Source organism: Corallococcus sp. AB049A (assembly GCF_003668885.1).
In the GTDB taxonomy this organism is placed as follows: domain Bacteria; phylum Myxococcota; class Myxococcia; order Myxococcales; family Myxococcaceae; genus Corallococcus; species Corallococcus interemptor.
Genome location: NZ_RAWL01000112.1, coordinates 1 through 21,723, shown reverse-complemented (window position 1 = coordinate 21,723; position 21,723 = coordinate 1). Strand labels below are relative to the sequence as shown.

Sequence of the window (21,723 nt, the reverse complement as noted above, 5' to 3'; positions counted from 1 at the left end):
CCGCCTGGAGGAGCAAGGCGACACGCACGGCGTGGGCATCAGCTACCTCCTGCATGGCGACACGGAGCAGGCGCTCGCGTACCTGACGCGCGCGTCGCCCTCGCTGGACCGGGACAGCGACCTGGCCGCCGTCGCCATCCTGCGCGGCCGCTCCGATGACGCCCTGACGCTGCTGGACGCCACGCTGGAGGCCATGCCCGAGCACCCGCAGGCGCGCTGGAACCGCGCCGTGGTGGCGCGCGAGCTGGGGCTGACGCTCCTCGCGGCCACGGCGTTCGAGGCGGTGGCCGCCAAGGGTGAGCCTGGCTGGAGCGACGAGGCACGCCAGCAGGCCCAGACGCTGCGCGCCGGATTCCAGGCGCGGGCGGAGGCGTGGAAGGCCACGCGCGCGGCGCTCCAGACCCGGCTGCGCTCGCCCCAGGCGCCGCTGCCGGTGAAGGAGGCCGCGCGCTTCCCGGGCATGGCGCGCGAGTCCTTCTACGACCTGCTGGCCGTGTCGGAGAGCGCTGAGCAGGCGGAGGCGCTGCTGCCGCTGGCGCAGGCGCTGGACCGCGCCGCGGGCGGAGGCACCGTGCTGGAGGACAGCGTGCGGCGCGTGGCGGCACAGGACTTCACGCGCCGGGCACCGCTCGCGCGCGAGTACGCGAAGCTGGTGCAGGACGCGCATCCGTCCCCCGCGGCCCTCATCGAGCGGCTGAGGCAGGAGCCCGCGGCGAAGGACCTGCTCCTCGGCGCGCTCTTGCGCACGCTGGGAGTAGCACGCACGCACGAGGAGCTTGGCGCCCTGACGGCGGCGGAGACGGACCCGTGGATCCTCTCGCGCGTGGCGGTCGAGGACGCGCGGCTGGACGACCTGGCCGGACAGGGGCCCCAGGCCGGGGAGCGGCTGCGGGCGGCGCTGGAGCAGTGCCGCGCGAACAAGCTGCCCCTGCGCTGCGTGGACGTGCTCCTGCGCCTGAGCGGCCGGGCCACCGCGTCCAACCGGCTGGTGGAGGCGGAGGAGGCCGCGAAGAACGCATGGCGGGAGGCCGCCGCGCTGGGCGAGTGGGAACGCGAGGGCACGGCGCTGGTGATGATGGCGGACGCGATGCGCTTCCAGGTGCGGGTGGCGCTCGCGCGCGCCTACCTCAGCGAGTCCCTGGCCCGTCAGCCCGACGACTGCCGGGCGCGCACGCAGGCGCACCTCAACCTGGCCTCGCTGGCGCTGATGCGCTTCCGCCCGCAGGAGGCGCGGCAGGAGATGGAGGATGCGCTCGCGTGTGGCCGGACGCCCGGACTCCAGGGCGCGTGGATCCTCGCGGACCTGGCGCGCCTGGCGCCGCGGCCTTCGGACGAATCGCGCCTGATGGCGGAGCTGGCGCGGGTGACGCCGCTCAAGGAGAACCCGGGGCGGCGCGTGCTGGCCACGCTCATCCGGGGACGGTTCACCGTGGACCGCGACTGGCGTGAAGGACAGAAGGTGCTGCGGCAGACCATCGCGGAGGCGGAGCCGCTCCTGCGGGTGAACGCGGACGCGCGCGACGCCCGGGCGGTGGCCTACCAGACGCTGGCGGTGAGCGCGGGCCACGCCGGGGCCTTCCGGGAGGCGATGGACGCGGTGGCCGAAAGCCTCCAGGTGCCCGTGCCGGAGGGCTGCGTGCTGGCGGCGGCGGTGGAGGCGGAGCGCACGGTGACGGTGGTGCGGGGCCCTGGAGGCCAGGTGCAGGGCCACTACGACGCCTCACGCACCCTGCCCCTGCGCGATGACCTGACGGGGCTGGTCCCCCGCGAGCTGCTGGACCTGCTGCGCGACTGTCCCCGCGTGGCGGTGCTGGCCGCGCCGCCGCTGGACAGCCGCGCGGGCATCCTGCCGACAGACCTGGCGTGGAGCTACCGGGTCGGCACCGGCGCGCCTCCGGCGTCCCCCGCGAAGCCGCCCCTGCACCTCGTGGTGTCGGACGTGGAGCCGCCCATGACGCTGAAGCTGGCGCGGCTGCCCGCGGTGGCGGACACGGACCTGGCGGGCGCGCAGCGGCTCTTGCGGCTCAAGGGCGCGCAGGCCACGCCCGAGCGCGTGCTGGAGGCCATGGAGCAGGCCACGGACATCGACATCCACGCGCACGGGGTGGTGGACCGCACGCTGTCGTCCGCCACGGTCATCGCGCTGTCGCCGCAGCAGGACGGGCACTACGCGCTCACCGCGGAGGAGCTGCGCCGCCGGCACCTGCATGGCGCGCCCCTGGTGGTGCTGGGCGCCTGCAGCGCGGCCCGCCTCCCGCCCATCCTGCATGAGACGTCCTCGCTGCCGCAGGCGTTCGTCGCCTCGGGGGCGCGGGCGGTCTTCGCCGCCACGGCGGAGATCCCCAACGACGCGGGCGCCTTCTTCCGCGCGGTGCGCGAGCGCATCCAGTCCGGAGAGGAGCCCTCCCAGGCCCTGCGCGCCGAGCGGCTCGACTGGCGCCAGAAGCAGCCGGGCCTGCGCTGGGTGGACAAGGTGCTGCTGTACCAGTAGCCCCTTCAGTCTCGCGGCGGCAGCGGAGTGGCCTGGGGCTCCGCGTCCACGTCCCACGTCACGTTCGGCTCCGGCAGCGCGAAGGCCTCGAACGAGACGGCGACCCCGCCGTCTGGCGCGCTGAAGCCGTACCACCACCCCACCGGCAGCAGCACGCACTCGCCCGGCGACAGCGTCACCTCCAGGCGCAGGGGCGCGTCGCGGGGCTCCGGCGAAGCCGTGGCCATGCGCCGCAGCTCGAAGGCCGGAACCAGCTGGAGCCGCCGCTCCCCGTGCACCTGCGCCAGCAGCACGTTGCGCCTCGCCGCGCGCAGAGGAACCTCCGCCCCCGGCGGCTCCCACCACAGGCGGGGCTCGCACGCGCGCGCGTCCTGTGCCGTGAAGCCCGGCAGCGTCGTCAGTCCCCGCGTCAGGGCCTCCAGCCGCGCATCCTCGAACAGCGGCACGCAGCACGCATGCCGCGCCTCGCGCTCACCCAGCCGCGCGGCCACGCTCCCGGGGCTCCAGGGCTCCAGCGCCAGTGACGCGCTCCAGTCCGAGCGCAGCACCACGGGCAGGTTGTCGAAGTAGTAGCGCTCGAAGAACGCATCGGGCGTCAGCGCGGCGTGCCGGTCCACGCGCGGCGGACCTTCGGTTTGCTGGAACAGCTCCGCGTACACGTCCAGCAGGCCCTCCAGCTTCCGCTGCATGCCCGTCGCGCGCAGCACGCCCGCGACGAAGGGCTCCTGTTGCTCCACCTCCAGCGCCCGCCGCGCCTGCTCCGCGGGCACTCCCGACTGCTCCAGCGACGCCAGCAGCGCCTTCGGTGACGCACCGCGCACCAGGTTCTCCACCAGCCACCGCCGCCACTCGGGCGTCAGCGGCGAAGCGTCCGCCTCCACATCGCGCGAAGCCCTCATCGGTGCTCCTCCCCGGGAAGGGCGCCCAGCCAGCCCTCCCGCCAGCAGGTGTTCATCCCAGGCGTCTGTTCGAAGTTCACGAACGTCACGGACAGGCTCGGGTCCAGCGCCCGCAGCGCATGCCACCACCCCACCGGGATGAAGAGCGTGTCCCCCGGCCCCACCTCCACCGTGTGCAGCGCCACGCGGGCGAAGTCCGGGAAGCGCTCCAGGTCCGGCGCCAGCACGTCCACCGCGCTGTAGAAGCCGCGCACGTTGGACATCCACGGCGTCTCCCACGACGGCGCCAGCCACACCTTCTTGCGTCCCCACACCTGGCAGAACAGGACGTTGAGGTGATCATGGTGCAGGTTGGACAGCGTCCCCGCCGGCCCCAGCCACAGGTGCACGCGGTCGGGCCCGTGCAGGTCCGGCTGGATGTAACCCTCCGGCGCGCGCAGGTCCTCCAGCAGCGGCCGGAACGCCTCGCGCAGCAACAGGCTGTTGCGAGCCACCAGATACATGTCGTTCCCGGGCGCCCCGTCGAACCGGGCCAGCAGCTCCCGCAGCGGCACCTCCCGGCGCAGCCGGTCCGCGTGAAGGTCCGGCAACTCCTGGGCATCCCGCCCCGCCATCACCTCCACCGGCTCGGCCCCGAACCGCTCCGCCATCCACGCGGGCGTCCACCGCGTCCGCGCCGGCCAGCCCTCCATCAACCCCTCAATCACAACCGGCCGGTTGCGCCGGTAATACTCATGGAAGAATTCCGCTGGAGTCAGCCGGGACCGCCGCTCCACGCGCGGCGCCGGCAATGCCTGTCGTCGCAACGCCGACCGCGTCGCGAGCAACGATTCAAGCAATCCCAGACGTTTCGTGAAATCACGACCCAGCGTCACCGCGGGATGTGTCTGGGCGGCGTGAATCGTTTCCCAGACAACCTCTGGCGTGATTCCGGCCGCCTCCAGACGGGCTCCCAGGCTCGCGGAGGGCACCCCGCGCGCAAGGTTATTCGCCAGCCACGTTTTCCATTCAGGGGGGAGGGAGGAGGTCATCGCCATCCCCCTTGAGCCGGGCTGAACCATTTGGGTCGTCCACATCCACCAAGAGCGGACTCCATGATACCTCCCGAGAACTCATACAAAATCGTCCCGAATCCCAATCCCCCGTGTGACCCCGCGCAGGAGGACCTCAGCCGGAAGCGGCTCCCCGAGGAGCCCGTGCCCACGCCGACGCCCTCCACACCGCCCCTTCCTCAAACGCCGAAGGGTGAAAACCTCAACGACTGACGTGACGCGAAGTCATTGAAGCGGCGGGCACACCTCAACCGAAGGTGTGCCACCGCGCATTGCCGCCCGGCACGTCCAGCGACTGGAACGTCAGCGACACGCTCACGTCCAGCGCCAGCACCTGGTGCCACCAGCCCACGGGGATGAAGAGCATTTCTCCGGGGCCCACCACCACCTCGTGCACGTGCGCGCGGGCGAAGTCCGGGAAGCGCTCCAGGTCCGGCGCGGCCGCGTCCACCGGGCTCCACACGTGCTCGCGGTTGTAGAGGCGCGGCGTCTCATGGGACGGCACCAGCCAGAAGCGCTTGCGCCCATGGACCTGGCAGAACAGCACCGAGTCCACGTCATGGTGCAGCGCCGTGCGCGTGCCCTCCGGCCCCACCCACAGCTTGAGGCTGCCGGGCTGCCGCGTCGGGTACACGAAGCCCGGCGCGGGCCGCAGGTCCTCCCAGAGCCCCTGAAGCTCCGGCCGCTCCAGCGCGAAGTTGCGCGCCGTGAGGTACAGGTCGTTGGACGGCCCGCCGTGCTCCAGCCGGTGGAGGAAGTCCCCCAGCCGCATCACCGTGCGGCACGCATCCGGTGACACGTCATGGTCCGCGCGGGCTTCGCGGCCCGCCATGACCTCCACCTCCACGTCGCCGTAGTCCCGTGCCAGCGCCGCCGGCCGCCAGCGCTCCAGCAGCGGCCAGCCCTCCAGGAAGTCCTCCAGCACGACGGGCCGGTGCGCGCGGTAGTAGCGGGCCTGGAACTCCTCCGCGGACACGCCCCGCCGCCGCTCCACCGTCCGGCGCGACTGCGCATGCAGCGCCGAGCGCACGTCCAGCAGCGACACCACCTCCGGGCCCAGCGTCGTCCGCGAGCCCCCGGCCACCACCGCCGGGTGCCGCCGCGCGAGCGACACCTCCGCGCGAGCCTCCTCCGCGGCCACCCCTCCGGCGACCAGCGCCCGGACCAGCGCCTCCTCAGGCACGCCCCGCAGCAGGTTCTCCGACAGCCACGCATCCCACGAGGGTGACAGGGCCATGGCCCCACTCTAGGCCACCCGCGGAGCGGCACGGAAAGGGCGTGCTCCGCCCACATGCCCTACAGGGTGAGTGCCCCCTTGAGGCCCAGGACGAGGATGTCGCGCGCTTCGTCGTTCCCACCTGGACGGATGTACTGGAGGTTGGGCCGCAGCACGAGCCACGGCGCCGCATGGAGGCTGTAGTACAGCTCCCCCACGTACTCCGTGCGAGGGATGAGCGTGCCGGGGGCCTGCGCCTGCTTCTGCCGCTGCGCGGTGATGTAGCGCCCGTTGGAGTGCGTGGCGCCCAGCGCGAAGCCCACGTCGTCATCCGGCCGCCCGGGGAGCCCCGTGTAGCCCAGGCCCGCCGTGTACTGGCCGTCCTGCGCGGAGGTGTCCCGGTCCGCGTACGTCAGGCGCACGAACAGGTTGAGCCCCTGTGCCTCGTTCTCCGACCCCAGCACGTGCGACAGCTGCTGGCGCGCGACGAAGTACACGCCATAGCGCCCCTGCCGCTCGACGTCGGGCAGCAGCACATCCGGCGCGTTGGACGTGTCGTACCAGACGCCCACCTTGTAGAGCCCCTCCAGCAGGTCGCCGTGGAACTTCGGGTTCCAGCCCAGCTCCAGGGGCAGCATCACGCCCGTCGCCCCGTTGAAGCGCCCCAGGTAGAAGGCCTCCTCCAGGTTGCGGGGGTTCACCTCGTACGCGGCCAGCTGCACGTAGGCGACCTTCTTCAGGTCCACGCGCAGCCGCGTGCCCCACTGGCTCACCGGCCAGTTGAACCAGTAGTTGCCCACGATGTTGCCGGGCTGCGCGCCGCAGAAGGACAGGTTCTGGAAGTCGCAGGGGAAGTCCGCCGAGTCCTCGCCCATGGTGACGCGGCCCACCTTCAGGTGCACCCGCTCGTCCCAGAACAGCTGGTCGTACCAGAGCTGCGTCAGGCGCCCCACGTTGCCGCGCCCGTACACCTCCTGCACCAGCTGGAGGTTGCCCAATTCCATATCCGCGTTGAGGTTGTTGCCGTTGCGGTGCGTGAACGTGAACTGGAAGGTGCCGCCCTTCACCCCGGCAAGCTTCTCCAGGTCCAGGCCCAGCCCCACGTTGAGCTGGCCCGCCTGCCGCAGCGCATGCCCCTTGCCGCCGCGCGCGTTGTAGGCGAGCTCCGTCACGTAGCGGACCTGGATGCCCACGCCCAGCTCGTAGAGGAAGCCGCGCATCCCGCTCCAGCCGCCGGTGAGGCCGGGGGGCATCTTCGTCTCGGCAGCGAAGGCCGGCCCCGCGCACAGCAGGGCCCACGCCAGCACCCACGCCCCGAAAGCCCGTTCCCGCATCGCGCCCGCTCCCTCGCACGCCACGGGTCCTCAATGGCCACGGCCACCGGGATGTCCAGCCGTGCGGCGGGGCCGTCCGTCACCCTCCAGCCACTCCCCGGGCCTCAAGACGGGCCCGGGGTCCGGCGAGGAACGAACGTGCGCGCGCCGGGTTACTTCTGCGGCAGCGGCACCGTGCGCACGTGCAGCTCGCGCAGCTGCTTCTCGTCCACGTCGCCGGGGGCGCCCGTCATCGTGTCCGTGCCCGTCTTCGTCTTGGGGAACGGGATCACGTCGCGCAGGGACTCCGCGCCGGTCAGCAGCATCACCAGGCGGTCCATGCCCAGCGCGATGCCGCCGTGCGGGGGCGCGCCGAACTTGAGCGCGTCCAGCAGGAAGCCGAACTTCACGCGCGCCTCCTCCTCCTGGATGCCCAGCGCCTTGAACACCTCGCTCTGCACCTTCGGGTCATGCAGGCGGATGGAGCCGCCGCCAATCTCGAAGCCGTTGAGCACCACGTCGTAGCGGTGGCACTTCACGCGGCCCGGGTCGGTGCCCAGGTACTGCACGTCCTCGTCGTGCGGACGGGTGAAGGCGTGGTGCGCCGCGGCCCAGGTGTTCGTCTCCTCGTCGAACTCGAAGAGGGGCGGGTTCACCACCCAGAGGAACTTCCACTGGCCGCCGCTGCCGTACTCCGGAATCAGCCCCAGCTTCTTCGCCACGTGCACGCGCAGGTTCGCCATCACCGTGTGCACCAGCGACTCCTTCCCGAACTGGAACAGGATGAGGTCGCCCGTCTTCGCACCCACGGCCTGGTTGATGGCCTGCCGCAGCGCGGGGGTAATCGTCTTGGACAGCGGGGACTGGGTCCACTCACCGCCCTCGCCCACCTTCGCGCGCGCCAGGCCCTTGGCGCCCGCCTGCTTCGCGAAGTCCTCCAGCTTGTCGCTCTCCGCGCGGGACAGCGCCTTCTCCGCGGGGACGACCATCGCCTTGACGATGCCCTTGTCCTGCACCGCGTCCCACATCATGGGCACGCCGCCCGCCGCGCCGTGCTCGCGGATGACGTCCGTGAGCACGGTGTGCTCCAGCCCGAAGCGCAGGTCCGGCTTGTCGTTGCCGTACTTCGCCATGGACTCGTAGAAGTCCATGCGCATGAAGGGCGTCGGGATGTCGATGCCCAGCACCTCGCCCCACAGCTTCTTCAGCAGCCCTTCGATGATGGTGAAGATGTCGTCCTGGGTGACGAAGCTCATCTCCACGTCGATCTGCGTGAACTCCGGCTGCCGGTCCAGGCGCAGGTCCTCGTCGCGGAAGCACTTCACGATCTGGAAGTACCGGTCGAAGCCCGCGACCATGAAGAGCTGCTTGTACAGCTGCGGGCTCTCCGCCAGCGCGTAGAACTTGCCCGGGTTCAGGCGGCTGGGGACCAGGAAGTTGCGCGCGCCGCCCGGCGTGTACTTGCCCATGAAGGGCGTCTCCAGCTCCAGGAAGCCGTTGCCCGCCATGTACGAGCGAGCCAGCGTGTTCATCTTGGAGCGCGTCATCAGCGTCTTCTGGAGCGGCCCGCGGCGCAGGTCCAGGTAGCGGTGCGCCAGGCGCTTCTCCTCGGACGTCTCCACGTTGTCCTCGATGAGGAACGGCGTGGGCTCCGAGCGATTGAAGATGGTCAGGTCCGAGGCCTTCACCTCGATCTCCCCCGTCTTCATCTTCGGGTTCACGTTCTTGCCGCGCGAGAGCACCTTGCCCTTGATGCCCACGCAGTACTCCAGGCGCAGGTGACCGGCCGTCTCATGGGCCTCCTTGCTGTCCGGCTCGAACACCACCTGGGTGAGCCCGTCGCGGTCCCGCAGGTCGATGAACACCGCGCCGCCGTGGTCTCGGCGGTTGTGCACCCAGCCGAAGAGGACCACCTCTTCGCCAACGTTCGCGGCCGTGAGCTGACCGCAGGTGTGGGTACGCTTGACCTCGGAAATGAACGGGACCGCCATGGAGACCGCCTGCGTTTGGTTCGTGATGGAAGAAGGCCGGGCACCATAGCGGATCGTGGAAACGGCGCGTCAAGGAATCCATGGCTGCCCATGCCCCTGCGCTTCCTCGCCAGCCCGGCCCTTTTCTGAGGGGAATACACGTTCCGGGCGGTCCGGAGTAAAACGGCGTCATGCTCCGAACAGTCACCACCGCCGCCGTCGGGCTGGGCCTCCTGGCCTCCGGCTGCGCGCCGGACAGCGAGGCCCCCGTGAAGGTCTCCGTGCTGTCGCTCTCTGACAATAGCCAGTACGTCCCCACGCAGGTCGAGCTCACCACCATCGAGGACATCGTCGGCCTGAAGGGCACCGTCGGCGACCTCCAGGGCGGCGCGCGCATCGTCATCGACCCGAACGACCCCGCGCTCCAGAACGCCACGGAGGACACGGTCGCGGACGTGCTGCTCAAGAAGTCCGGCCATGACGTGAAGGCCAGCTACATCACCCAGAAGGATGAGAAGACGGGCGAGGACGTCCTCTGGCCCGCGGACTTCCACTCCTGGAACATGGTGACCTCGTATTACAACCTCGAGCGCGCCAACGAGTACTTCCGCACCGTCGGCAACGTGAAGGTCGCGTCCTTCGAGCCCGCGCCCACGCTCTACTACTTCCCGGAATTCATCATCACGGAGCAGAGCAAGGAGCCGGCGCGGGACAACGCCCTCTTCTACCCGGTGCTCCAGTCCTTCCTGGTGCTGCCCTTCGACAAGATCCAGCGCGCCCCGCTGCCCCTCAACGCGGCGGTGATGGCGCACGAGTACTCGCACCTCGTGTTCAATCGGCTGGCATACAATGGCCAGGCGTTGCCCCTGGCGCTGTCCGTCTGGGGCTCGCAAGCGCCCAGCCAGGGCGCCAACGTGCTCAAGGCCTACGATGAAGGCCTGGCGGACTACCACGCCTACGGCGCTACCTGCCGCAGTGCAAGAGGGTGTGACCCCCGCTTCATGGCGCCCTCGTTCGACGGCGGCCCCTACTCCGGCGTGACGGACGCGCGGGACCTCTCGCGCGGGGACCGCTGCATGAACGCCACCCTGTACGCGCGCGTGCAGCAGCAGGACCTGAACAGCTTCACCGCCGACGGCGCCGAGTACCAGGTGGGCACGCTCATCGCGACCGCGCTCTACCAGGCGGGCCGCTCCACGGGGCAGGAGGCCCAGCTCCAGCGAGACATCGTCTCCGCGTACTACGACGGCGAGTCCGGCAAGGAGGGCATCTACCAGGCCACCCAGCGGGTGCTGGGCGACCAGACGCTGTTCCCGCTGGCCATCCCCGCCCGGGCCATCATCTCGCACATCACCGACCTGGAGCTGAAGAAGGCGGTCTGCAACGAGTTCATGGACCACGTGCAGATTCCTCGCGACCATCTCATCGGCGACAACCTCTGCCCGGCCAGCGCGGCGGGCGGCACCACCTGCCCGAACATCCACCAGTGAGGCCCGCTCCCTTGAACACCTGGCTCAAGGCCTGCCTCGCTGGCAGCCTGCTCTTCACCCCCGCCGCCTTCGCCCAGAGCGCGGACGACGACGACCCCTACGCCTACCCGGAGGAAGAAGCCGAGCGCACCCAGGAGAAGACCCGGCAGGCGGACGACGACGCCTACGAGCGCCGCCGCAAGCTGGTGGATGAGACGGACGAGTTCCGCGAGGCCGCCGAGGCCACCAACGACGAGGGCTTCCGGGGCATGTCCCGCCTGGACGACCCCAACCTGGGCGTGGCGGTGGAACTGGTGGGCGGCCTGTTGATGATCGACAGCGCCCGCGGCGACTTCTCCGACAACAAGCCCGGCCTGGGCGTGCGCGCCACCTGGGAGTTCGGCCGCAACTTCTTCACGGAGCACGACACCCTGCGCGAGGCCCTCTTCGCGGACCTGCGCTGGCTCTACGGCAGCCTCAGTGACGGCACGGAATTCATCAAGGGGGACACGCGGCTTCACTACTTCACGCTCGCGCCCGCCTGGCTGTTCCGCTTCGGCGACTCGCCCTTCGGTCTGTTCCTCCAGGCCGGTGGCGGACTCGCGTACCAGAACACCGGCATCACCGTGGGCGAGGACGAGACCAAGGTGAACGGCCTCAAGCCCGTGGTGCAGTACGGCCTGGGCATCCGCGGCCGGCCCGCCCTGTCGCGCTCGCTCCACCTCACCTTCCGCATCGAGGCCACCGGCCTGCGCCGCGGCTACGCCAACGACTTCTTCCTGGGTGGCAGCGCCGGCATCGGCTTCTGACGCGCAGCCCGGCAGGCCCCTTCGGCCCCCGCGCCCTTCCCCTTCCGGAAGCGGTAGCGGGGGCTGAACTTTTTCCCCTCCTTCCCGTCCCGGACGCACGCACTGTCATTGGCGTTCCAAGGAGATGGATCCCTGGCACGCCCCCTGCTTACATTCGCGGCCGGTGGGCGTTGGGGGCGGTCGGGTCGGAGGTGGAAGATGAACGGCGAACAGGAACACGGGCACGGCAACACCAAGCACTGGGATCCGGTGTGCGGAAGGCACCTGGAGGCCCCGGAGGGCCATCCCTCGTCGGAGTACAAGAAGCGCCGGTACTTCTTCTGCTCGGAGGGCTGCCGCAGCGCCTTCGAGCGTCAGGCGGAGCGCTTCCGCCTCAACGAGATGGCGCGGGCCGGCGCGCTGATGTCGCCGGGCCGGGTGCGCTGGGGGCTCGCTTAAGAGGGGACTGCGCGTGCGTCAGGCGGCCTGACGCACGTCCTTGAGGCGCAGGGACAGCTTGCGCTGGCCCCGGAAGGTGTCGAAGCCGGCCTGGAAGGCCAGGTCCACCGGCCCCTCCACCAGCGACACGCGGTCCGCCATGCCGAAGCCAATGGCATCCAGCTCCGGCGCGTCCACGAGCGCCAGCTTCAGGTGCCCCGCGCCAGGCGCCCCGGACTTCGCGGGCAGCACGCGGGGCCGGGCCTGCTGGCCGCGCAGCACCAGCACCGGCTCCGGGTTGCCCTGACCAAAGGGCCCCAGCCGCTGCAGGGACTCCACCGCCGTCGCGTCCAGGTCGCGCGGGTTCACCACCGCGTCCACGCGGCAGCGCGGAATCATGTCCTCCGGCGTCAGGCGCTGGAGGGCAATCTTCGCGAAGGCCTCGCGGAAGGCGGGCAGCTGCTTCGCGTCGATGGTGAGGCCGGCCGCGTGCTTGTGGCCGCCGTAGCGCGTGAGCAGGTCCGAGCAGCCGGTGAGCGCGTCGTACAGGTGGAACGCCTCGATGCTGCGCGCCGAGCCCTTCCCCACCCCGTCCTTCACGCCCACCATCACCGTGGGCCGGTGGTAGCGCTCCACCACGCGTGACGCGACGATGCCGATGACGCCCGGGTGCCAGCCCTCGTCGTAGAGCACGAAGCCGCGCGAGTCCTTGTGCTCCTCCGCCTGCGCCAGCGCCTGCGTGAGGATGCCGCTCTCAATGCCCTGCCGCTCCGCGTTCGCGCGGTCCAGCACCTGCGCCAGCGAGCGCGCCGTCTCCACGGAGTCCGCGCAGAGCAGTTGCAGGCCCAGCGACGCGTCATGCAGGCGGCCCGCGGCGTTGATGCGGGGCCCCAGGCGGAAGCCCACCTGGCCGGCGGTGACGGCGGCGTCCGGCTCCAGCCCGGCCACCTCCTTCAGCGCGCGGATGCCGGGACGGCGGCCCTGGGACAGCTCCTGGAGGCCGTGCGCCACGAGGATGCGGTTGGCGCCGGTGAGCGGCACCACGTCCGCCACGGTGGCCAGCGCCACCAGGTCCATCAGCGCCTTGAGGTTGGGCTCCTTGCGCGTGGCGAAGAAGCCGTCATCGCGCAGCCGCTTGCGCAGGCCCATGCACAGGTTGAAGGCGACGCCCGCGGCGCACAGCACCTTGGTGGGGTACTCGCAGCCGGGCTGGTGCGGGTTGAGCACCGCGGTGGCGGGCGGCAGCGTGGGCGGCACGGTGTGGTGGTCCACCACCACGACGTCCAGGCCCATCTCCTTCGCGCGGGCAATCTCCGCCACGGAGGTGATGCCGCAGTCCAGCGTCACCAGGAGGCGCGTGCCGTCCTGCGCGATGCGCTCCACCGCGCCCAGGTTGAGGCCGTAGCCCTCATCCAGCCGGTGCGGGATGTACGTGGCGGGGGTGGCGCCCAGCTCCTTGAGGAACAGGTACATGAGCGACGTGGAGGACACGCCGTCCACGTCGTAGTCCCCGTAGAGCGTCACCTTCTCCTTGAGCCGCACCGCGCGCAGCACGCGCTCCACCGCGGGGCCCATGCCCTTCATCCGGAACGGGTCCGGCAGGTCCGCCAGCCGGTCCGACAGGAAGGCCGACGCCGCCTCCGGCGTGCGGTAGCCACGGTGGAGCAACACCCTCGCCGCCAACGGGTGAAGTGACAGCTCACCCGCGAGCGAACCGACCTCCTGCTCGACGACATCTGGAAGCAACCACCGCATGGAAAAGCACAGTACCTCAGACGTCCGACCAAGGCAGTCCAACCCGCCCACTCACACCACCCTCCTGCACGCGTGTTCAGACGTGCGCTCGGCTGCCTCCCTGCTGTGAACCTGCACGGCGGGTGCGCGGTGGCCAGCTTGAGTGCACACCCGTGGACAGGGAGGTCCGCATGCTTCGCAGGTTTCTCCAGGGCGGTGCCCTGACAGCCGTCGTGTTGTGCGCCGCGCCCGTGCTCGCCGCTGACAAGAAGCAGGGGGACGTGAACGTCTTCCTGCGCGGTGGCATTGGCGACTACACGGGGGACCTGGGCAACCTGTCCAGCACCGGCCCGCTGTGGGGCCTGACGCTCAACCTCCAGCCCACCACCTTCCTCGGCTTTGAAGTGGGCTACGAGGGCTCGCAGAACAAGGTCGCGGACACGCGCCTGTTCGACGCGCCCTCGCTGGTGCGCAATGGCGGCAGCGCGCTGGTGAAGGTGTCCCCGCCCTTCCTCACCGCGGTGCGCCCCTTCGCGGGCGTGGGCCTGGGCCTGTCCTACGTGGACGTGCGCGGCGCGGGCGCGGGGCTCTACGACAGCGACCTGATGGAGGAGATACCGCTCGCGGTGGGCCTGGAGTTCAACACCGGCGGCCTCACCGCCGGCGTGCGCGGAACGTACCGCCTCCTCATCGACCAGGACTTCGCCAACGTCGCCTCCACGGACGACAACGGCGGCGGCTTGATGGACGCGTCGCTCACCCTGGGCGCGCGCTTCTGAAGAAAAGCGAAGGGCCCTCGCTCCCACGTTGGGGAAGAGGGCCCTCGTCACTTCAAGGCACCGGCGACAGCGCTAGGCCGTCTTCGGCTCCTGCTTGCCGCCGTGGTGCGCCTCGCGGGAGTGCGCGCGCTCATCCAGCCAGATGACCAGCGGGCTGGCGATGTACACGGACGAGTACGTGCCCACGAGGATGCCCACCAGCATCGCCATGGCGAAGTCGAAGATCTCGCCCACGCCGAAGATGAGCAGACCGATGAGCGACAGCGCCGTCACGCCGGAGGTGAGGATGGTGCGGCCCAGCGTGTCGTTGACGGCGATGTTGATGATCTCCGGCAGCGGCTTGCCCTTGTACTTCGCCATGTCCTCGCGGATGCGGTCGTAGATGACGATGGTGTCGTTCACCGAGTAGCCCACGATGGTGAGCAGCGCGGCGATGGACGTGAGGTTGAACTCGCGCTGGCTCACCAGGTAGTAGCCCGCCACCATGATGACGTCGTGGAGCATGGCGAGCAGCGCGCCCGGGCCGAACTTGAAGTCGAAGCGGAACGCCACGTAGATGAGGATGGCGACCATCGAGTACACCAGCGCCATGATGCCGCGGTTGCGCAGCTGCTTGCCCACCTGCGGACCCACGTAGTCCACGCGGCGCTGCTCGAAGTTGGGCTTGTCCGAACCGGCGCTCAGCGCGGCGAACACCTTGTCCGCCATGCCGCTCGCGACGACCTGGTAGTCGTAGCCGGTGCCGCCCTGGTTCGCGCCCAGGTCACGCACCTCCTGCACGCCAATGCCCGCGCCGTCCTGCACGGCCTTCTTCACGGCCTCCGCGGACATGGGCTGCGCGGAGCGGAAGTTCACGATGCCGTTCGCCATGTCGGCGTAGACATTGCGCACCTCGCCCAGGCCCTGGATGGCCGTCTTCGCGCGCTCGGCGCTCTCCTCCGTGAGCTGCGTGACGCCGCCCATGCGCAGGAGGAAGGAGTTCTCGTCCGCCGAGCCAATGCCCTGCACGCTGACGTCGTGCAGCCCGCCGGCCTGGGCCTTCTCGCGGACCTGCGCCGCGGTGGTGGGCGTGTTGTACTTCAGCTCCACCACCGTGCCGCCGGCGAAGTCCACGCCGAAGTTGAACCCCACCGCGGCGATGCCGACGATGATGGCCAGGTTGATGAGCGTGGAGATGAAGAGCGCCGGCTTGCGCTTCCCAATGAAGTCGATGTGCGTCTTGTGCTTGAGAATCTGCATGGCGGATTTCCCGAAGGCGCTGGGGGCCGGTTAGACGGACACCGACTGCGCGTTGCGGCCGTGGACGAAGTAGGTCGTGATGACGCGCGTCACGACGATGGACGTGAACAGCGACGCGAGCAGACCCACGATGAGCGTGGTGGCGAAGCCGCGGATCGGACCCGTTCCCGTGAAGAACAGGATGAAGCCCGCGATGAGCGTCGTCACGTGCGCGTCGAAGATGGTCCAGAAGGCGCGGTCGTAGCCCTGGTCCACCGCGGCGCGCGCGGACTTGCCGTGGGACAGCTCTTCACGGATGCGCTCGTTGATGAGCACGTTCGCGTCCACCGCGATGCCCAGCGTCAGCACGAAGCCCGCGATGCCCGGCAGCGTCAGCGTGGCGTTGAAGAACGCCAGGCCCGCCAGGATGAGCAGGCCGTTGAGCAGCAGCGCCACGTCCGCGATGAGGCCGGACTTGCGGTAGTAGATGGCCATGAAGACCACCACGAGCGCCAGGCCCACCAGCGCGGCCAGGCTGCCCTTCTTGATGAGCTCGTCGCCCAGCGTCGCGCCCACCTGACGGATTTCGCCCACCGTCACCGGCGCGGGCAGCGCGCCCGCCTTGAGCACCAGCGCCAGCGTCTGCGCCTCGCCCAGCCACTCCTCGAAGCTGCGCGCACCGGCGCGGCCCATGGTGATGCGCGCGCGGCCGCCGCCAATCTTCTCGTTGATGCGCGGGGCGGTGTGCACGTTGTCGTCCAGCACGATGGCCATCCGGCGGCCCACGGCGGCCTCGGTGAGCTTCTCGAACTCACGCGCGCCGGCCGGGTCGAACGCGATGTTCACCTCCGGCTCGTTCATCTGGCTGACGGACGCGTCCGCGCCGGCCAGGCTCTCGCCCGTGAGCGGCACGTTCTTGTCCAGCAGGTAGCTGCGGTACGCGATGCAGTCGTTCTTCTTCACCGGGTTCGCCACGCACTCGGTGACGACGTCGCGGCCCTCTGGCGTCTTGTCCTTCGCGTACGCCAGCAGCGCCTCGCGGTTGGGCGAGGACAGCTGCGGGAAGCCCTCGTCCTCCACCAGGGTGATCTTGCTCTCCGCCGGGGGCGGGTTCTGCTGGTACATCTGCGCGAACACCTGCGGGTTGGTGTCGTCCACCATCCGGAACTCCAGCTGCGCGGTGGTGCCCACCAGCTCCTTGGCCTGCTCCGGGTTGCTGCGGCCGGGCAGCGAAATCTGGATGGAGTCCGTGCCCAGCTTGCGCACGTCCACTTCCGCCACGCCCCACTTGTCGATGCGGCGGCGGATGACGAGCATCGCCTGGTCCACGGCCTCGTCGCGGAAGCGGTTCACCTGGCCCTCGTCCGGCTTGAGCACCAGCGTGCCGCCGTTGCGGGACTCCAGGGTGAAGTCCGTGAAGGTGGCCAGCACCTCCTTCTGGATGGCGTCCATGGTCGCCGGGTCCTTCGCGGTCAGCACCAGCTGCAGCCGCTCCGGGTCCGTGTCCGCGGTCACCTCACCCAGCTTCTTGTCGTTGACGTAGGTGGCGATCTGCGTCCCGCGGCGCTCGGTGCGCTTCTGCAGGGCCGTCTTGGTGTCCACCCGCATCACCATGTGGATGCCGCCCTGCAGGTCCAGCCCCAGGTTGAGGCGGTACCTGGCGGGGGGCGCCCACGCGGGCAGCCGCTGCTCCAGCACGGCGATGTTGTTGCGCTCGTTCCGGTCCAGCACGACCAGCGAGTAGTACGTCGGGACGAGGAACCAGATCGTCCCCAGCGTCACCGCGACGATCATTCCGAACTTCCACCACCAGCCGCGGTCCATTACTTCTCCTCCTTCTTCTCAGCGGGGGTGGCCGCCGGGGCGCCTGCCACCGGAACGGCCCCCTTCGCACTGACAGCCGTCTTGAGCACGCGCACGCGCACCCCGCTGGCGATCTCCAGCGTCACGGTGGAGTCGTCCACCTGGTGGATGCGCCCGAGGATGCCGCCGGACGTCACGACGTCATCGCCCTTCTTCAGCCCCGCCAGCAGGTTGCGGTGCTCCTTGAGCTGCTTCTGCTGGGGGCGGATCATCACGAAGTACATGATGGCCACCAGCACGGCGAGGAAGCCGAAGGTCCCCAGGGGGGAACCGCCGGCCCCGGCCTGCGCGAGAATCAGGAAACTGTCAGCCACGTACTGCCTCGTCGGTGGAAGGGAAGGACTCGGGTAAGCGGCCCCGACCCGGCGTACGGGTGGGGTCAAAACATCCGAAAGGGTGGCCTCTTAGCAAGGGCGCCCCATGTGAGCAAGTGAACGCCGGAAGCGCGGTAAACCCGTTGCCCGCTCACCGGCCGCCTTTGCGCTCCGCTTCCTGGGCCTGAGCCCTCGCCCGGAAGTCCCGGGCGAACGCGGCGAAGCGGTCCTCGGCGATGGCCCTGCGCACCTGGGCCATCAGGTCCAGGAAGTAGTGCAGGTTGTGCAGCGTGTTGAGCCGCATCGCCAGGATTTCCCCCGCCGCGAACAGGTGGCGCAGGTAGGACCGGCTGAAGTTGCGGCAGGTGTAGCAGGAGCACGCCGGGTCCACCGGCCGCGGGTCCTTGGCGTAGGCCGCGTTGCGGATGACCAGCTTGCCCTCCGAGGTGAAGAGCAACCCGTTGCGCGCGCATCGCGTGGGCAGCACGCAGTCGAACATGTCCACGCCGTGCTCCACGCACGTCACCAGGTCCAGCGGCGTGCCCACGCCCATGAGGTAGCGGGGCTTGTCCCGGGGCAGCAGCGGGGCCGAGTAGGCCACGCCCGCGTGCATGGCCTCGGGCGCCTCGCCCACGGAGTAGCCGCCCAGCGCGTAGCCGGGCAGGTCCACCGCGCACACCTCCTCCGCGTGGCGCTTGCGCAGGTCATCATGGAGGCCGCCCTGCACGATGCCGAAGAGCGACGAGCGCTCGCGGCCCCACGCCTTCACGCACCGGTGCAGCCAGCGCGTGGTGCGCGCCAGGGACTTCTCCAGGTAGGCCCGGTCCTCGGTGGACGGCGGGCACTCATCGAACGCCATGATGACGTCCGCGCCCAGCGTCTCCTGGATTTCAATGGAGCGCTCCGGCGACAGGAAGTGCCGCGAGCCGTCCAGGTGCGACTGGAAGGCGGCGCCCTCCTCGGTGATCTTGCGCTTCTCCGACAGGCTGAACACCTGGAAGCCGCCGCTGTCGGTGAGCATGGGCCGGTCCCAGGAGATGAAGCGGTGCAGGCCGCCCATCTCCCCGACGAGCGCGTCCGTGGGGCGGAGCATCAGGTGGTACGTGTTGCCCAGGATGATCTGCGCGTCCAGGGTCTTCAGGTCGTCCGGGCCCACGCCCTTGACGCTGCCCACGGTGCCCACGGGCATGAAGATGGGCGTCTCGATGGGGCCATGCGGCGTGTGCAGCCGGCCGCGGCGCGCCTTGGTGCCGCTCGCGTCCTCGTGCAACAGCTCGAAGCGCACCAGCCCCGGGGGCACGCGGGTATCGCCCTTCTCCTTGCGCTGCTCGTCGACCACGGCACTCACTCCTTCACCAACATGGCATCGCCGTAACTGAAGAACCGGTAGCCCGCGCGCACGGCCTCCTGGTACGCGGCGAGCGTGCGCTCACGGCCCAGGAGCGCGCTCACCAGCATCACCAGCGTGGAGCGCGGGAGGTGGAAGTTCGTGAGGAGCACGTCCACCTGGCGGAAGGCGTAGCCGGGCCGGATGAACATGGACGTCTCGCCCGGTCCGCTGCGCAGCCGGCCCGTGTCCGGGTCGGTGGCGGACTCCAGCGTGCGCACCACGGTGGTGCCCACGGCGACCACGCGGCGGCCTTCCGCCTTCGCGGCGTTCACGGCGTCGGCGGTGGCCTGGGGCACGGTGAAGCGCTCCGGGTGCATGTGGTGCTTGTCCAGCACCTCCTCGCGCACGGGGAGGAAGGTGCCGGGCCCCACGTCGAGCGTCACCTCCGCGCGCCGGACACCCTTGGCCTCGAGCTTCGCGAAGACCTCGGGCGTGAAGTGCAGGCCGGCGGTGGGCGCGGCCACGGCGCCGGACGCGCGGGCGTACACGGTCTGGTAGCGCTCGGCGTCCGCGGCCTCGGGCTCGCGGGTGATGTACGGAGGCAGGGGCAGCCGGCCCGCCGCGTCCAGGAGGCTGGCGAGCGATGTTCCCGGCGCGGCATGGAAGCGCACCCGGTACTCCCCTCCCCCCAGAGCCTCCAGGATTTCGGCGGACAGGCCCCCGGCGAAGGTGACGGACTGGCCGGGCTTGAGCCCCTTGGATGCCTGCCCCAGGCAGACCCACTCCAGGGACTCGGGCGCACCACCGAGCGCCGCGGACGTCAGCGTGGCCGCGGCGGCGGGCCGCACCACCAGCAGCTCCACGCGGCCGCCGGTGCCGCTCTTCTGGCCCAGCAGGCGCGCGGGGATGACGCGCGCGTCGTTGACGACGAGCAGGTCGCCCTCGCGCAGGAGGTCCGGCAGGCCGGTGAAGTGCTGGTGGCTCCAGGCGCCGGTGGCGCGGCTGACGACCATCAGGCGGGACGCGTCCCGGTCGGGAAGCGGGGCCTGGGCGATCTGCGCCTCGGGGAGCTCGAAATCGTAGTCGGAGAGGAGGGGCGACACGGGGTTGGCGCTTGTAGCAGCCCCCGCGCCCTCACGGAACCGGCGAGGGCCTCAGTAGAGCTGCTGGAACTCGGCGCCCGGGTAGTAGTGGGAAAGGATTTCCCGGTACGTCTTGCCCTGGTCGGCGAGGGCCTTGGCGCCCCACTGGCACAGCCCCGCCCCATGGCCGAAGCCACGTCCGGTGAACACGTAGTTCTTGCCGGAGGCTTCCACGTCGAAGTCCAGGCTCTTGAGGCGCGTGTAGCCCAGCTTGCGGCGGAACGTCACGCCGTCCACCGCGGTGCCATCCGGCAGCGTCACGCGGGTCACCCGGTGCGTGGGCGTGCGGCCGGAGACGCGCATGCCATGGGGCGCGGACTTCAGCGCGCCGCGCAGCTCGGCTTCGGACAGGGTCGCCGTCCAGCGGCTGGCGGGCAGCTTGCCGCAGGGGCAGTCAACGGGCTGCAGGTACGGCAGGTTCCGCTGGAGCGCGTCCTGACCGGACTCGGTGCGCCCGCCGCAGGAAGCATGGAAGTACGCCTCGATGGGGGCCAGGTCGTACGTGAGCACCTCCCCGCGCGTGGCCTCCACGGCGGCGCGCGTCTTGGCGTCCTCGCGGTTCACGCCGCCGTACACCTGGTGGAGCACGCTGCTGCCCATGTGGAAGGCGGCGCCATACGCATCCAGCTTCTTCTGGAGCGCGTACGTCCGCGCGGCCACGGCCTGGGCCTTGAGGGCCTCCAGGGGGAAGGACACGGGCATCTCGCTGCCGAGCACCGCCGCGAGGTAGTCCTCCAGGGGGATGACGTTGATGAGCTGGAGGCTGTTCTTGAACAGGCGCACGACGACGTCGCCACGCACCTGCGCGCTGCCCGCCTTCAGGGGTTCGTTGCCGGGGCCGCCCGCGTCGGTGGCCTCCAGTCCGCCACGGAAGCGGATGGCCTCCCCAATCACCGGCGCCCCGTTGACCTCCAGCTTGCCGTTGCGGCGGCGCACGGTGGCCTGGCCCGCGGTGACGGCGACGAAGGTGCCGTCCTCGGCATCCGGGCCGAAGCCCAGGCCCCGGCCGCTCACGCGGACCTCGTCGCCGGGGTCGTCCATGGCAATGCGCATCGTCTCCACGGCGGACGCCCGCGACGACGCGAGCAGGAGCAGCAGCAGTGCCACACGTTGCAACATGGTCCAACAGTCTAGGGGCGGAGCGATCCGCCTCAAGAAATCGGCCGGAAGCCGGGGCACGCCCCCGGTAGGAGCCCGCGAAAACCCCGGGCGGATGCCGCAGAATGGAGCCCCGTGACTGCCTCCGTCCCTGATGCCGCCCGCCTGTCGCCCGAGGCCCTCTCCCAGGCCCTCCGGGCCCTGGAGCCCCGCACGGCCGCCGTGTTGATCCGCCGGCTGGTGGAGCGCCGCTCCCAGGAGGAGTGCGCGGCCTGGTACGGCATCTCGAGCAACGCCTTCTCCACGTTGATGCTCCGTGCGGCGGTGGCGCTGGCCCGCCAGCTGGGGCAGCCCGCGAGGCCCCCGGAGAGCCCCGAGGAGGCCACCGCCTGGGAGCGGATGCTGGCGATGGCCGTGGAGAAGGACACCGCGCCCGTGCCAGTGCCGCTGGCCCCAGTGGCGTCGCTGTGCCGGCGGATGCACGCGCAGGGGCCCGAGGTGGAGGCCGCCTTGGACCAGGCCGCCCGCGCCGACGCGGACTCCCCCGGACGGGCGCGGGAGGAATGGCTGCGGAGGCTGGCCGTGGCGCACGTCCGCGTGGAGATGTCG

General features: G+C 70.5%; 18 protein-coding genes. 6 read left to right on the top strand and 12 right to left on the bottom strand.

The window, feature by feature from the left end:
• A partial coding sequence (locus D7X55_RS14750; RefSeq protein WP_121723387.1) for a CHAT domain-containing protein occupies window positions 1-2,491 on the top strand: 2,491 nt, incomplete at its 5' end.
• A gap of 5 nt (window positions 2,492-2,496) precedes the next feature.
• Here the strand turns inward: D7X55_RS14750 and D7X55_RS14745 are convergent.
• The 5 genes from D7X55_RS14745 to aspS form a co-directional block, all read right to left on the bottom strand.
• Complete coding sequence (locus D7X55_RS14745; protein WP_147470112.1) at window positions 2,497-3,390, bottom strand: hypothetical protein; 894 nt, start codon at window positions 3,388-3,390, stop codon at window positions 2,497-2,499.
• Window positions 3,387-4,166 (bottom strand): cupin-like domain-containing protein, encoded by a 780-nt coding sequence (locus D7X55_RS14740; protein WP_255425010.1) that lies wholly within the window; start codon window positions 4,164-4,166, stop codon window positions 3,387-3,389. The genes D7X55_RS14745 and D7X55_RS14740 overlap by 4 nt, the downstream gene beginning before the upstream one ends.
• 523 nt (window positions 4,167-4,689) lie before the next feature.
• Entirely contained in the window at window positions 4,690-5,679 is a 990-nt protein-coding gene (locus D7X55_RS14735; protein ID WP_120548374.1) for a cupin-like domain-containing protein, read from the bottom strand.
• A gap of 59 nt (window positions 5,680-5,738) precedes the next feature.
• Window positions 5,739-6,992, bottom strand: a complete 1,254-nt coding sequence (locus D7X55_RS14730; protein WP_121723384.1) for a carbohydrate porin — start codon at window positions 6,990-6,992, stop codon at window positions 5,739-5,741.
• Window positions 6,993-7,144: 152 nt separating this feature from the next.
• Window positions 7,145-8,962 carry an aspartate--tRNA ligase gene (gene aspS / locus D7X55_RS14725; RefSeq protein WP_120548376.1) on the bottom strand — a complete coding sequence of 606 codons (1,818 nt, stop codon included), beginning with the start codon at window positions 8,960-8,962 and terminating at the stop codon, window positions 7,145-7,147.
• 170 nt (window positions 8,963-9,132) lie between these two features.
• On the opposite strand from aspS, the gene D7X55_RS14720 reads away from it, so the two are divergent.
• From D7X55_RS14720 to D7X55_RS14710, 3 genes are all read left to right on the top strand, one after another.
• Window positions 9,133-10,431: a hypothetical protein gene (locus D7X55_RS14720; protein WP_121723383.1), complete on the top strand. Its 1,299-nt coding sequence runs from the start codon at window positions 9,133-9,135 to the stop codon at window positions 10,429-10,431.
• A gap of 11 nt (window positions 10,432-10,442) precedes the next feature.
• Complete coding sequence (locus D7X55_RS14715) at window positions 10,443-11,219, top strand: hypothetical protein (RefSeq protein ID WP_121723382.1); 777 nt, start codon at window positions 10,443-10,445, stop codon at window positions 11,217-11,219.
• A gap of 198 nt (window positions 11,220-11,417) precedes the next feature.
• Window positions 11,418-11,657 carry a YHS domain-containing protein gene (locus D7X55_RS14710; protein ID WP_120548379.1) on the top strand — a complete coding sequence of 80 codons (240 nt, stop codon included), beginning with the start codon at window positions 11,418-11,420 and terminating at the stop codon, window positions 11,655-11,657.
• Window positions 11,658-11,675: 18 nt separating this feature from the next.
• On the opposite strand, the gene recJ is transcribed toward D7X55_RS14710, so the two are convergent.
• On the bottom strand, window positions 11,676-13,391 hold the full coding sequence (recJ, locus tag D7X55_RS14705) for a single-stranded-DNA-specific exonuclease RecJ (protein ID WP_120548380.1): 1,716 nt from the start codon (window positions 13,389-13,391) through the stop codon (window positions 11,676-11,678).
• Window positions 13,392-13,561: 170 nt separating this feature from the next.
• Between recJ and D7X55_RS14700 the strand changes: the two genes are divergently transcribed.
• Window positions 13,562-14,149, top strand: coding sequence for an outer membrane beta-barrel protein (locus tag D7X55_RS14700; protein ID WP_120548392.1), 588 nt, complete (start codon window positions 13,562-13,564; stop codon window positions 14,147-14,149).
• Between the two features lie 72 nt (window positions 14,150-14,221).
• Here D7X55_RS14700 and secF read toward each other — a convergent pair whose 3' ends face one another.
• From secF to D7X55_RS14670, 6 genes are all read right to left on the bottom strand, one after another.
• Complete coding sequence (gene secF, locus D7X55_RS14695) at window positions 14,222-15,388, bottom strand: protein translocase subunit SecF (RefSeq protein ID WP_121723381.1); 1,167 nt, start codon at window positions 15,386-15,388, stop codon at window positions 14,222-14,224.
• 30 nt (window positions 15,389-15,418) lie between these two features.
• The gene (gene secD, locus D7X55_RS14690; RefSeq protein WP_121723380.1) at window positions 15,419-17,191 is read right to left on the bottom strand and encodes a protein translocase subunit SecD; all 1,773 of its coding nucleotides are present in this window, start codon (window positions 17,189-17,191) and stop codon (window positions 15,419-15,421) included.
• Window positions 17,191-17,544 (bottom strand): preprotein translocase subunit YajC, encoded by a 354-nt coding sequence (gene yajC / locus D7X55_RS14685; RefSeq protein ID WP_120548383.1) that lies wholly within the window; start codon window positions 17,542-17,544, stop codon window positions 17,191-17,193. Before yajC ends, secD begins: the two co-directional genes overlap by 1 nt.
• A 151-nt stretch (window positions 17,545-17,695) precedes the next feature.
• Window positions 17,696-18,832: a tRNA guanosine(34) transglycosylase Tgt gene (gene tgt / locus D7X55_RS14680; protein WP_370450210.1), complete on the bottom strand. Its 1,137-nt coding sequence runs from the start codon at window positions 18,830-18,832 to the stop codon at window positions 17,696-17,698.
• Window positions 18,833-18,888: 56 nt separating this feature from the next.
• A complete protein-coding gene (gene queA / locus D7X55_RS14675) occupies window positions 18,889-19,977 on the bottom strand; it encodes a tRNA preQ1(34) S-adenosylmethionine ribosyltransferase-isomerase QueA (protein ID WP_121723379.1) in 1,089 nt (362 codons plus the stop codon).
• Between the two features lie 51 nt (window positions 19,978-20,028).
• Window positions 20,029-21,135 (bottom strand): SpoIID/LytB domain-containing protein, encoded by a 1,107-nt coding sequence (locus tag D7X55_RS14670; protein WP_121723378.1) that lies wholly within the window; start codon window positions 21,133-21,135, stop codon window positions 20,029-20,031.
• Window positions 21,136-21,249: 114 nt separating this feature from the next.
• Between D7X55_RS14670 and D7X55_RS14665 the strand changes: the two genes are divergently transcribed.
• Window positions 21,250-21,723, top strand: a 474-nt coding sequence (locus D7X55_RS14665) for a hypothetical protein (RefSeq protein WP_121723388.1), incomplete at its 3' end; no start/stop codon positions are given.

What these genes read in the sequence shown, in the direction of transcription:
- D7X55_RS14745 (WP_147470112.1), bottom strand. Translation starts at nt 3,390, where the DNA reads ATGAGGGCTTCGCGCGATGTGGAGGCGGACGCTTCGCCGCTGACGCCC.
- D7X55_RS14735 (WP_120548374.1), bottom strand. Translation starts at nt 5,679, where the DNA reads ATGGCCCTGTCACCCTCGTGGGATGCGTGGCTGTCGGAGAACCTGCTG.
- D7X55_RS14730 (WP_121723384.1), bottom strand. Translation starts at nt 6,992, where the DNA reads ATGCGGGAACGGGCTTTCGGGGCGTGGGTGCTGGCGTGGGCCCTGCTG.
- aspS (WP_120548376.1), bottom strand. Translation starts at nt 8,962, where the DNA reads ATGGCGGTCCCGTTCATTTCCGAGGTCAAGCGTACCCACACCTGCGGT.
- D7X55_RS14720 (WP_121723383.1), top strand. Translation starts at nt 9,133, where the DNA reads ATGCTCCGAACAGTCACCACCGCCGCCGTCGGGCTGGGCCTCCTGGCC.
- D7X55_RS14710 (WP_120548379.1), top strand. Translation starts at nt 11,418, where the DNA reads ATGAACGGCGAACAGGAACACGGGCACGGCAACACCAAGCACTGGGAT.
- recJ (WP_120548380.1), bottom strand. Translation starts at nt 13,391, where the DNA reads ATGCGGTGGTTGCTTCCAGATGTCGTCGAGCAGGAGGTCGGTTCGCTC.
- D7X55_RS14700 (WP_120548392.1), top strand. Translation starts at nt 13,562, where the DNA reads ATGCTTCGCAGGTTTCTCCAGGGCGGTGCCCTGACAGCCGTCGTGTTG.
- secF (WP_121723381.1), bottom strand. Translation starts at nt 15,388, where the DNA reads ATGCAGATTCTCAAGCACAAGACGCACATCGACTTCATTGGGAAGCGC.
- secD (WP_121723380.1), bottom strand. Translation starts at nt 17,191, where the DNA reads ATGGACCGCGGCTGGTGGTGGAAGTTCGGAATGATCGTCGCGGTGACG.
- D7X55_RS14670 (WP_121723378.1), bottom strand. Translation starts at nt 21,135, where the DNA reads ATGTTGCAACGTGTGGCACTGCTGCTGCTCCTGCTCGCGTCGTCGCGG.